Source organism: Subtercola boreus (assembly GCF_003399645.1).
Classification (GTDB): Bacteria; Actinomycetota; Actinomycetes; order Actinomycetales; family Microbacteriaceae; genus Subtercola; species Subtercola boreus_A.
In genome coordinates this window covers 42821-55490 of sequence record NZ_NBXD01000030.1, presented here as the reverse complement: position 1 = coordinate 55490, position 12670 = coordinate 42821, and the positions used below count along the sequence as shown (strand labels likewise).

Annotated in this window: 6 protein-coding genes; 5 read left to right on the top strand and 1 reads right to left on the bottom strand. The window is 68.4% G+C overall.

Annotated elements, in window-relative coordinates:
* The first annotated feature begins 27 nt into the window (after positions 1-27).
* The 5 genes from B7R24_RS14900 to B7R24_RS14880 all read left to right on the top strand — a co-directional run bounded on the left by B7R24_RS14900 (position 28) and on the right by B7R24_RS14880 (position 11919).
* Complete coding sequence (locus tag B7R24_RS14900) at positions 28-3264, top strand: efflux RND transporter permease subunit (RefSeq protein WP_116419758.1); 3237 nt, start codon at positions 28-30, stop codon at positions 3262-3264.
* A 64-nt stretch (positions 3265-3328) separates the two neighbouring features.
* Positions 3329-3928, top strand: coding sequence for a TetR/AcrR family transcriptional regulator (locus B7R24_RS14895; RefSeq protein WP_116419757.1), 600 nt, complete (start codon positions 3329-3331; stop codon positions 3926-3928).
* A gap of 12 nt (positions 3929-3940) precedes the next feature.
* Positions 3941-7045, top strand: coding sequence for an MMPL family transporter (locus B7R24_RS14890; RefSeq protein WP_116419756.1), 3105 nt, complete (start codon positions 3941-3943; stop codon positions 7043-7045).
* Entirely contained in the window at positions 7042-9156 is a 2115-nt protein-coding gene (locus tag B7R24_RS14885; protein WP_116419755.1) for a YhgE/Pip family protein, read from the top strand. The genes B7R24_RS14890 and B7R24_RS14885 overlap by 4 nt, the downstream gene beginning before the upstream one ends.
* Before the next feature lie 342 nt (positions 9157-9498).
* Positions 9499-11919, top strand: coding sequence for a DEAD/DEAH box helicase (locus B7R24_RS14880; protein WP_116419754.1), 2421 nt, complete (start codon positions 9499-9501; stop codon positions 11917-11919).
* A 77-nt stretch (positions 11920-11996) separates the two neighbouring features.
* Here B7R24_RS14880 and B7R24_RS14875 read toward each other — a convergent pair whose 3' ends face one another.
* Positions 11997-12620, bottom strand: a complete 624-nt coding sequence (locus B7R24_RS14875) for a TMEM175 family protein (RefSeq protein WP_116419753.1) — start codon at positions 12618-12620, stop codon at positions 11997-11999.
* Positions 12621-12670: the final 50 nt, after the last annotated feature.

The window sequence follows — 12670 nt, the reverse complement described above, 5'->3', positions numbered from 1 at the left end:
GCCGTGTAGAAGTGAGACACTGAACCCGTGCATTTTCTCGCGGTGTTGAGTATGAAGAACCGGGCGCTCATCGCGCTCGTGACCATCGTCGTCGCCGTCTTCGGCGGGCTCGCGCTCACCAGTCTGAAGCAGGAGCTGATCCCGTCGATCGACTTCCCCCAGCTGGTGATCCTCACCAACTACCCGGGGGCGTCGCCCGAGGTGGTCAATGACGACGTGTCGACCCCCATCGAGCAGGCGGTGCAGGGGGTCGAGGGCATCGACACCACCTCGGCCACCTCGAGTACGAACCTCTCCATCGTGAACGCGACGTTCGTCTACGGCACGAACCTCCCGAACGCCGAACAGAAGATCACCCAGGCGATCAACCGCATCAAATCCGCCCTGCCGAGCGACCTCGACCCCCAGGTGCTGAGCGGCAGCATCGGCGATCTGCCGGTCATCCAGGTCGCCGTCACCGGCGGTGACACGAAGGCCCTCGCCACCGCCATCCGCGGCTCGACCCTGACCGACATCGAGCAGGTCGCGGGCGTTCGTTCGGCCCAGCTGCTGGGCGACCCGGGCCAGCGCGTCACGATCACTCCCGACAGCGACAAACTCAACCAGGCCGGGCTGAGCGCCACCCTCATCAAGACGGCGGTCACGTCGAACGGAGCGCTGCTCCCCGCCGGGTCGATCACCGAGAACGGCTCCACTCTGTCGGTGCAGGCCGGCTCGAAGCTCGGCTCGACGGCCGACATCGCCGCCATCCCCCTTCCCGCGGCCAAACCCGGGGGAGGTGTCTATGCGATCGGCGACCTCGCGACGGTCGCGCTCGTCGACAATCCCGTCACGTCGCTCTCCCGGGTGAACGGCGAGCCCGCTCTCACCATCGCCGTCACCAAGCTCCCATCGGCGAACACGGTCGATGTGTCGAAGGGGGTGCAGGACCTCATCCCGCAGCTGCAGGCAGCGCTGCCCGCAGCAACCTTCACCGTGGTCTTCGACCAGGCCCCGTTCATCCAGCAGTCGATCGAGTCGCTCGCGACCGAGGGGCTGCTGGGGCTGTTCTTCGCCGTCGTGATCATCCTCATCTTCCTGCTCTCCGTGCGCTCGACGCTCGTCACGGCGATCTCGATCCCCACCTCGGTGCTCATCACGTTCATCGGGTTGCAGGCCGCGAACTATTCGCTGAACATCCTGACTCTGGGTGCACTGACGATCGCGATCGGCCGCGTTGTCGACGACTCCATCGTCGTGATCGAGAACATCAAGCGGCACCTGGCTCGGGCCGAGGCCTCCGGCCCGATCAACCCGGCCACCCGTGCCGGGGTCATCGTCGCCGCTGTTCGCGAGGTGGCTGTCGCCATCACCGCGTCGACCATCACGACCGTCGCCGTCTTCCTGCCGATCTCGTTCGTGCAGGGTACGACAGGTGAGCTGTTCCGGCCGTTCGCTCTGACCGTGACCATCGCGCTGCTCGCTTCGCTGTTCGTCGCGCTGACCATCGTCCCGGTGCTGGCGTACTGGTTCCTCGGCAGTTCGCACCGCCTCACGCGGGCGCAGCGGCGCGCGCTGAGACACCCGCACGCCGCGGTGCCGAAGGGCCTGCCGCCGATGCCGGATGCGCCCGCCGCCCAGCCCGGCCGCCGTTCGCGCCGGGAGCCCGAGGCCATCGACGACGAAGCGCCCGGCAGGCTGCAGCGGCGTTACCTGCCCCTGCTCGCCTGGACGCTGAAGCACTCCCTGGCCACCCTGTTGGTCGCCGTCATCGTGCTCGCCGGCACCGCTGGGCTGGCGTTGCTGCTGAAGACGAACTTCCTCGGCAACAGCGGGCAGAACACCCTCACCGTCACGCAGACGGTGCCGGTGGGAGCGAGTCTCGACACCCAGGACGCCTCCGCCCGCGCGGTCGAGCAGGCCTTGCAGGGTATCGAGGGCGTGAAGACCGTGCAGGTGTCGATCGGATCCAGCGGCAGCAGCCTGCGCGATGCCTTCGTGGGCGGTGGCGGCAACGCGATCACCTACTCCGTCACCACCGACGACAGCGCCGACCAGGATGCTCTGCAGCAGACGGTTCGAAGCGACCTCGCCGCGATTCCCGACACCGGCCAGATCACCGTGGCCGCCTCAGCCGGTTTCGGAACCTCCTCCGACATCTCCGTCGACATCACGGCCACGAACCAGGCCGACCTGCAGACTGCCGCCGCAGCGGTGCTCGCGTCGGTGCAGGGGCTCGGCGGCATCACCCAGAGCGCCTCGAATCTCGCCGCCACGCGCCCGTACATCGCGGTGGCCGTCGACCGCACCAAGGCGGTCGAGGCGGGGCTCAGCGAGGTGGCGGTCGGATCGATCGTGGCCAATGCGATGCAGCCCCAGACCGCGGGGTCGATCGTGATCGACGGCACGCAGTACACGATCTACATCGCGAGCGACTCCACACCCGCCACCCAGGCCGACCTCGCGGCGCTCGTCATTCCGACGGCGACCGGGCCGGTGCGACTCGACTCCCTCGCGAGCGTCTCCGGGGTGAACGGGCCCGACACCATCACGACGAGCAAGGGCCTGCGCACGGCCACCGTGACCGCCACTCCGTCGAGCGACAACCTCGGGTCGGCGAGTGCCGACGTGCAGAAGGCGGTGGATGGGGTGCAGCTGCCCGCCGGCGCGACCGCGACGCTCGGCGGCGCGACCTCCGACCAGACCGAGGCGTTCAGCCAGCTGGGCATCGCCCTGCTCGTCGCTATCCTCATCGTCTACGTCGTGATGGTCGCCACGTTCAAGAGCCTGCTGCAGCCGGTTCTGCTGCTGGTGTCTGTGCCGTTCGCCGCGACGGGGGCCATTGCGCTGCAGGTGATCTCGGGCATCCCGCTCGGCGTGCCCTCGATCATCGGTGTGCTGATGCTCGTGGGTATCGTGGTGACGAACGCCATCGTGCTCATCGACCTCGTCAACCAGTACCGGGCGAGGGGCCTCCTCGTTCGCGAGGCGCTGGTGCAGGGGGCGTCGCGGAGGCTCCGGCCCATTCTCATGACCGCGCTCGCCACGATCTTCGCGCTGCTGCCGATGGCGGTCGGACTCACGGGCCATGGAGGGTTCATCTCGCAGCCGCTGGCGATCGTGGTGATCGGCGGCCTCGTCTCGTCGACCATCCTCACGCTGATCGTGCTGCCGGTGCTCTACAGCGTGGTGATGGGCCGCCTCGAGCGGCGTCACCTCCGTCGTGAGCAGCGATTCGTTGCAGCGAAGCCTCAGGGCGTCGCACCGCAGACGACCCGAGCCTGAGAGTAGCCCCACAGATCTGACCGATCGTGCAGGAGCTGACCGAGCGGTCAGCTAGGGTTTTCGAGTGCCAGTAAATGCCAGCTCTCGACCAGACCCCTCAGAGGAATTGAAGGCGGTCGCCTTACGCCTGTTTGTCGAGACCAGCTATGCCGGAGCCTCGCTGCAGCAGATCGCCGATGCGGCGGGCTATTCGAAGTCGAGCGTGCTCTACCACTTCGCCTCGAAGGAGGCCCTTCTGGAGGCCGCACTCACGCCGGCCCTGAACGGTATCGAGGCGATCTTCGAGAACCTCATCAGCCGCATCACCGACGATCGACTGCGCCTCGATTTCATCGACGAGTTCGTCGACTTCCTCCTGGAATACGGGCTCGAAGCCCACATCATCATCAACCAGGGCCAGTCGCTGGCAGGCATCCCGGCCATCGACCGCGCCCGCCAGCTGATCCAGCACCTCGGTGACAAGTTCATGACCGGGTTGCCCACGACCGAGCAGCGCATCCGGCTCGGCATCGCCCTCGCCGGTGCGGCGTATGTCGTCGCCATCTCGGTTCCCCTGCAGAGTGCAGCCGTCGCCGAGACCGACGTCGACGTGCGCAGGGCGCTCGTCGACGTCATCTCCGAAATCCTCATCCCGTTCCATATGGCTCCGGCCGTCGCCTCCTAGGAGAAAAGCACCATGGCAACGCTTCTCTATCGCATCGGCCGCTTCTCCTTTCGGCACGCCTGGCAGATGATCGTCGGCTGGTTCCTGCTCCTCGCGGCCATCCTCGGCGTCGGCATCGGCCTGGGCGGCAGCTATGACGGCAGTTTCAGCATTCCCGGCACGGAGTCGCAGCAGGCGCTCGACAAGCTCGCCGCCGTGTTCCCGGCCGCCGCAGGGTCGAGCGCCCAGGTCGTGTTCGAGGTGCCCGCGGGCCAGAGCGTGACGGATGACGCCGACCAGGCCGCCATCACCGCGGTGACGGATGCCATCGCCAAGATCCCGCACGTCAGCTCGGTGATCACGCCCTACTCCGAATACGCGGCCAACGCCATCTCGGCCGACAAGACCATCGCCTACGCCTCGGTCTCGTTCGACGGGCCGACCATCGAAATCCCGGCGAGCACCATCACGGCGGTACAGGACACGCGCTCCCTCGCGGCCGACGCCGGTCTTCGCGTCGAGTACGGCGGCCCGGTCTTCCAGGACAACACCGTCGGCATCTCGCCCTCCGAGGGCCTCGGCGTGCTGTTCGCCGCCGTCGTGCTGTTCATCACCTTCGGTTCGCTGCTCGCCGCGGGCCTGCCCCTCCTCTCTGCGCTGATCGGCGTCGGCATCTCCATCGGCGGCGTCACCCTGGCTTCGGCGCTCACCACGATCTCGAGCACCGCGCCGCTCCTGGCCGTCATGATCGGCCTGGCCGTGGGCATCGACTACGCCCTGTTCATCCTGTCGCGGCACCGGACCCAGCTCGCGCAGGGCATGGAGCCCGAAGAGTCGGCCGCGCAGTCGGTGGCCACCGCCGGCAGCGCCGTGGTGTTCGCCGGAACCACCGTGATCATCGCGTTGCTCGGACTGCTGGTCGTCGGCATCCCGTTCCTGAGCGTCATGGGTGTGGCCGCCGCATTCGCCGTCTTCATCTCGGTCTGCATCGCCGCAACGATGCTGCCCGCCATCATGGGTCTGGCGAAGAACCGCCTGCGCCCGAAGCCCGGGTCGCGCGTGGAGCGGCGGGCCCTCGCCGCCCTGGCCCACGACGAGGATGCCGTAGCGGCGGATGCACAGCTGCACCCGCACGCCGCCCGAACGATCGACGCCCCCGTCGACCCCTCTGCGCCGGTGCACGCCGGCAACCATGCCGCCGCGGCGGGTACGGGAGGAACCGGCCTGAGCCCGCGCGCCGCGGCCCGGGCCGCCAAACGCGCTGCGACCGATCAGGCGCGCGTCGAGAGGTCGGCCGGCAAACCGGCCTCCCGCTCGATGGGCGCACGCTGGGTGGGGCTCGTGATGAAGGCTCCCGTGGTGTTCATCATCGCCGTCTGCGGCCTGGTCGGTGTGGCCGCCATTCCCGCCTTCAGCCTCGACCTCAACCTGCCCACCTCCGGCCAGCAGCCCGCCGATTCGACGAACCGGCAGGCCTACGACCTGATCGCCTCGGGCTTCGGCCCCGGCTACAACGGCCCGCTGATCGTGGTCGCCGACATCACGCAGTCGACCGACATCCAGGGCGTGCTGACCAAGATCGGCGACGAGCTCCGCACCGTTCCGGGAGTCACGCTGGTCGGCCAGGGGGTGCCCGATGCCACGCTCGACACCGCGATCTTCCAGGTCATTCCCGACACCGCCCCCGACTCGCCGGACACCAAGACGCTGGTGCACGCCCTGCGCGACCTGAATCCGAAGATCACGGCAGACCTCGGCACCCCGATCGCCGTCACGGGCCAGACCGCGGTGGCCGTCGACATCTCCGATCTGCTCACGGCCGCTCTGCTGCCGTTCGGCATCCTGGTGGTCGGTCTCTCGATCGTGCTGCTGGCCATGGTCTTCCGCTCCATCGCCGTTCCGATCAAGGCGGCCGTCGGCTTTCTGTTCTCGGTCGGGGCGAGCTTCGGTGTCGCGGTGGCCGTGTTCCAGTGGGGCTGGGGCGCCGATCTGCTCAATGTCGGCGCCACCGGGCCGCTCCTGAGCTTCCTGCCCATCCTGCTGATGGCGATTCTCTTCGGTCTCGCGATGGACTACGAGGTCTTCCTGGTCTCGGGCATGTGTGAGGAGTACGTGAAGACACGGGACGCGCGGCGGGCCATCCGGGTCGGCTTCGTGCAGGGTGCGCGGGTCGTCACGGCCGCCGCGCTCATCATGTTCTTCGTGTTCTTCGCCTTCGTTCCCGAGGGCACCGGTGCGATCAAGCAGATCGCCCTCGCCCTCGCTGTCGGCGTGTTCGTCGATGCGTTCCTGGTTCGCATGACCCTCGTTCCGGCCGTGATGACCCTGCTCGGGGACACGGCGTGGAAGCTGCCGCGCGGTCTTGCCCGCCTGCTGCCCAACGTCGACGTCGAAGGGGAGGGACTGCGCGAACACATCTCGAGCGCCTCCTGGGCTGCCGGGCATCCGGCAGACGTCATCACGGCTGAAGACCTGGTCATCGGCGGCGTCGAGAACACGATCGACCTGTCTGTCGCACCGGGCTCCATTCTGGTGCTCGCCGGCGACACCACCTCGAGACGGCTCGTCGGGGCGACCCTGGCCGGCAGGTTGACCCCGGAGTCGGGAGAGCTGCAGGTGCAGGGTCTCACCATCCCCTCGGAGGCGGGTGCAGTGAGCCGGCGGGTGACCCTCGTCGACCTGTCGTCATCGCGGCCCGACCTCGAGACTTCCGTGGGCCGGGCGCTGAAGGAGCGGCTGCGCTACGCACGGCGGTTGTTCGGTCGCGGCGCCTCCGCCGAGGAGCTCACCGAACGCATCGACGACATCAACCGGGCACTCGCCCAGATACCGCGCGAGCTGCCGATCAGCGAGAACACCGCACTCGGCGCCCTCACTCCGGTCGCTTCGTCCCTCGTTCTCACCGCCCTCGGCCTCGCCGACGGCGCGTGGATGCTCGTCCTCGACACCGGTGACCTCGGGTCGCCGCTCGAGAACCACCTGCAGTTCGTGGATGCCCTGGCACAGCTCGTGCCCGAAGACACAGCCCTCGTGATCGGGCTGCCCGATGCCCCTCCTACAGGCTCGGTCTCAGCCGGGCGTGCCCTCGTCACCCTCGAACTCTCCGAACCGTCTCGTCACGAAGGAACACTGCGATGAGCATCATCCATGACCCGTCCACTCCGGCCGCCGCGGGCTCTGCGTCGACGCCTTCGCCCGTGCGTTCGCACCGTCGGCGCCACGCCTGGCTCTGGGCCCTCGCCGCTCTCGCGGTGATCGCGATACCGCTCGCTGGCAACGGCCTCTTCTCCGGAGCGTTCTCGAACGTCACAGAGAACCTCAACCGGGTGCCGGCAGCGGTCGTGAACAACGACAAGCTACTTACGACGACCGCGGCCGACGGCACCCAGTCGACCGTCTACGCCGGACGGGGCCTGGTGACCGAGCTCACCGGGCCGAACCAGACCGGCTTCGACTGGAACGTCACGAACAGCGAAGACGCCGCCAAAGGTCTCGCCGACGGGACCTACTATGCGGTGCTGACCATCCCTGAGAACTTCTCCGCAGAGATCAACACGCTCAGCACCCCCACACCCGTTCAGAGCACGATCGACATCACCACCGACGATTCGCACGGGTACCTCACGGGCATCGTCGCCAACACCGTCGGTACCGCGTTGAAGGCCGGCTTCGGTGAGACCATCACCTCACAGGTGCTGACCGGCGTCTACTCCGGGCTCGGAACAGTGGGCACACAGCTCTCCACAGCCGCGAGCGGGGCGGGTCAGCTCGCCTCGGGTGGCCAGGCCCTGACGGATGGCCTCAACCAGCTCTCGACGGGAGCGGCCAGTGCCGCATCCGGTGCAGCTTCTCTCAGTTCGGGTGTCGCCCAGTACACCGGCGGCGTCGACTCGCTCGCAGACGGCGTGCAGACGCTCGACTCTCAGGCGGGGAACCTCTCGAAGCTCTCAGACGGTGTCTCGACCTACACCGGTGGGGTCTCGAAGATCGCGGGCGGCTTCGACCAGCTCGAGTCGGGCCTCCAGGGTGCCATCAACAGCAACCCCAATCTCACTCCCACCCAGAAGAGCACTCTGCTGGGCACCTACGCACAGCTTTCGGGCGGGCTCGACCAGGCTGCCGCGGGAGGGTCCACCCTCTCGTCGCAGACGGCCACGGGTCTGGATGCCCTCCAGTCCGGCATCTCACAGCTCGCCTCGGGTGCGTCACAGCTCTCCGCGGGTTCGGGCGCGCTGAACTCGGGTGCCTCACAGCTCTCCGACGGGGTCGCAGCGCTCGCGACCGGTGCCGAGCAGTCGGCCGCCGGGGCCGGGCAGCTCACGACCGGCGCGACGACCCTGCAGTCGGGCTTGCAGACAGGGGCGGATGCGCTCACGAAGAACGCGGCAGCCGATCCGGCGGCGTCGGCGAAGGTCGCCGCCGATCCCGTCGCGGTGAACGTGTCGACAGACAACAGCGTCGGCGGTATCGGCAACGTGATCGCCATTCTGATCATCCCCGCCGGACTCTGGATGGGCGCGGTCGCGATCTTCCTGTTCCTCCGGCCGATCAGACCGTCGCTGCTGGTGAGTTCGGCGTCGACCGGGCGGCTCGTGCTGCGCACCTTCGGCCGGGCGGCCGTCTTCGCGGTGCTGCAGGCGCTGGTCGTGGTGGCGTTCCTCCAGGTCAGCATGGGCGATTCGTGGGGCGCGTTCCCCGCGACGCTCGGCTTCGCGCTGCTCGTCGCGCTGGCCTTCACGGCGTTCCACCAGTTCCTGAGCCTGGCGTTCGGGCGCATCGGAACGGTGATCTCGCTCATTCTCTTCGCGGTGCAGATCGCGACGACGGCCGGTGTCTATCCGGTCGAGATCCTGAACGGGCCGTTCCAGTTCATCAGTTCGATCTCGCCCCTGGCATATGCCGTCTCGGGCATGCAGGGGATCCTGACGGGTGGTGACTCCGGGCCGATCTTGACGAGTGTGGTCGTTCTGGCGGGTCTGCTGCTGCTGAGCCTGCTGTTCGCCGGCGTGGCGCTCGCCGGGCGACGCAACCCGATCCGTACGGGCTGGTTGCTCGTGGGGTCGCCGTCGCGGCGCACCGGGTCACGGTCAGTGACGCGGGCCGGGCAGGGCGGGACGGGTGCGGCCGGGGCCGGGGCCGGGGCTGGGGCTGGTGCAGGCGTGGCCGGTGGTGGTGCTGGTGCCGGTGCTTCGGATGCTCGACCGCAGCCTCTGGCTGGGCCCGCGCCGAAGCCGGGACTCGCCACCTGACACCAGGTTCGTGACTTTCGAGGGCCGGCCGTGTATCGTTGGCAGGTCGGCTCTTGACACCGCGCGTGCTGCGCGGATGGGTTTGTAAGTCAGGTGGGCCGGTTTCTCGTTTCGTGCGCCAGTGTTCGTCGCTGGTCAGGCATGACGCAATATGGATGCGTCAGGCAGTAAGTGCACAAGCGCAAGAACACCGCACGAACGTGTGCAGGGGTGTGAAAGCGCGGGGCGGGAACAATCACGTATGTGAAACGGCCCCGGCCAAAGACTGCCCGGGTTCAGCAAAAGTCAATCGCAAATGTATTGACCGCTTTGCCATGCAAATGAAACAACCCGGAAAGTACCATGCCTGATTACTCGAAGAAGTCGTCCACGGGCGGCAACAAGTTCGCACCGAAGGGTGCAGCCGGAGCGCGAAGCGCCGGCCACCGCGGCCACAAGCCGGCCGAAGCTGGGGCGCCCAAGAAGGCCCGCTGGAACGCCGACGAGCGCGCCACGCGCGGCGCTGCCCCGACCAACCGCGGCGAACGCCCCAACTGGGAGCCGCGCGCCGCAACCCCCACTCGCGAATCGAACTACAGCGACCGCGGATCACGCCCCTCATACGGCGACCGCCCCGATCGCGGTGCTCGCACCGAGCGTCCCTCGTATGGTGACCGCAACGCGTCTGGCGCGGGTCGCTCCGAGCGTCCGAGCTACGGCGACCGCAACGCGTCCGGCGCAGGTCGCTCCGAGCGTCCGAGCTACGGCGACCGCGGCGCATCCACGGGTCGCCCCTCATACGGAGACCGCGGCGCTTCGACCGGCCGCCCCTCATACGGTGACCGTCCCGAGCGCACTGAGCGTCCCGCCTACGGTGACCGCAACGCGTCTGACGCAGGCCGCACCGAGCGTCCCTCCTACGGTGACCGTCCCGACCGCGGCGCACGCACCGAGCGCCCGTCGTACGGTGACCGTCCCGACCGCGGCGCACGCACCGAGCGTCCGAGTTATGGCGACCGCGGCGCATCCACGGGTCGCCCCTCATACGGAGACCGCGGCGCTTCGACCGGTCGCCCCTCGTACGGTGACCGTCCCGAGCGCACCGAGCGTCCCGCCTACGGTGACCGCAACGCGTCCGGCGCAGGCCGCACCGAGCGTCCCTCCTACGGTGACCGTCCCGACCGCGGCGCACGCACCGAGCGTCCGAGCTACGGCGACCGTCCCGACCGCGGCGCACGCACCGAGCGTCCGAGTTATGGCGACCGCGGCGCATCCACGGGTCGCCCCTCGTACGGAGACCGGCCCGAGCGCACCGAGCGCCCGGCCCGCACCGAGCGTCCGAGCTACAGCGACCGCCCGGCTCGCACCGAGCGTCCCAGCTACAGCGACCGCCCGGCCCGCAGCGACCGCACCGAGCGCCCCGTGCGCTCGTTCGATGACCGCCGCGACTCCAACACCGACCGTGCCGCCCGCGGCAGCGACTTCTACCCGAAGCGCGAGAACACCGGCTACAGCGAAGGCCAGGGCACGGCAGCAGCCGGCCGCTTCGGACCGCAGGACGACGTCGTACTCGAACGCCTCGAGGCCGAGGTCACCACTGCCTCCGACGTCGTGAACACCACGTTCGGCGACCTCGGCCTCGGCGACAACATCACGCGTCAGCTCGCGTCGATGGGTGCTCCGAGCCCGTTCCCGATCCAGGCCGCCACCATCCCCGACGTTCTCGCCGGCAAGGATGTCCTCGGCCGCGGCAAGACCGGTTCGGGCAAGACCATCGCCTTCGGCGCCCCGCTCGTCGAGCGACTGATGGAGAACGACGGAGCCAAGGGCCGCAAGCCCGGCCGCCTGCCGCGCGCCCTCATCCTGGCCCCGACCCGCGAACTCGCGATGCAGATCGACCGCACCGTGCAGCCCATCGCCCGCTCGGTCGGTCTGTTCACCACACCGATCTTCGGCGGAGTGCCGCAGTTCAAGCAGGTCTCGGCCCTCCAGCGCGGAACCGACATCATCATCGCGACCCCCGGCCGCCTCGAAGACCTCGTCGAGCAGGGTCGCCTCGACCTCTCGCAGGTCAAGATCGTCGTTCTCGACGAGGCCGACCACATGTGCGACCTCGGATTCCTCGAGCCGGTGCAGCGCATCCTCCGCCTGACCGCCGACAAGAGCCAGAAGCTGCTCTTCTCGGCCACCCTCGACAAGGGTGTCGCCCAGCTCGTCAACGAGTTCCTCGTCGAGCCGGCCGTGCACGAAGTCGCCGGTGAAGACCAGGCCTCCTCGACGATCGACCACCGCGTGCTGCTGATCGAGCAGCGCGACAAGCGTGCGATCATCGAGCAGCTCGCCTCGGGTGAGGGCAAGACGCTGATCTTCGCCCGCACCCGTGCGTTCGCTGAAGAGCTCGCCGACCAGCTCGACGATGCGGGCATCCCGTCCACATCGCTGCACGGCGACCTCAACCAGTCACGCCGCACGCGCAACCTCCAACTGCTCACCAGCGGCCGGGTCAACGTGCTCGTGGCGACCGACGTCGCGGCCCGCGGCATCCACGTCGACGACATCAACCTGGTCATCCAGGCCGATGCTCCCGACGAGTACAAGACCTACCTGCACCGCTCGGGCCGCACGGGCCGCGCCGGCAAGCAGGGCACGGTCGTGACGCTCATCTCGAAGTCACGCCGCCGCCGCATGGACGAACTGCTCGGCCGGGCCGACATCGAGGCCACGATGGTTCCGGCCGCCCCCGGCGACCGCCTCATCGACGACCTGCAGAGCGCAGGCGTGTAGGCCGCAGCACTCTCAGACGGGCTCCGGATGCTCTCACCCTCGGGTGGGCATCCGGAGCCCGTTTTTCGCGTTCCGGCTCAGCCGGCGTTCGCGACGGCGCGTCTGTTCTGGCGGCGCACAATCAGCCGTTCGACGCGCCCACCCAGGATGAGCAGGAGCAGCGGGTAGACCCCGGCGCCCGGGATCGTCAGAGCCAGGAGGAGGGCGACGGCCATCGTCACCGTCGAGACGACCGAGGGCGTGAGGCGCAGCGTGTCGCGCACCGCCTCGATCTGCATCTCGGGGCGCCTAATGATCAGCGCCATCTGGACCAGGCTCGTGAGCGACGTCACCACCATCGTGCCGATGTAGAGAGACGCCGCCGTTCGGTCGATGCTGCTGCCGCGGCCGAGCAGTTCCGTCGGGAAGGGCAGAAAGACGATCGACAGCAGCCACGCGAAGTTGACCCAGATGAGCGGCAGCGTGTAGCCGTCGATGTTGCGGTAGATCTGGTGGTGCAGCAGCCAGAAGCGAGCGATCACGACGAAACTGAGCGCGAACAGAAAGAGTTGCAGACCCTGGTCGGCGAGAAAGTCGGCGGGGGACTGGGTTCCGAGCCGGCCAACATCGTCGACCAGCGGCAGGATGAGCAGCGTGACCGCGATGGCGATGACAGCGTCGCTGAGGTTGACGAGCCGGTCGTAGCCGCGGGTGATCACCATGGGCCCATTATTGCGAAGCTGGGCGCCGCGCGATCCAGATGAATATCTCG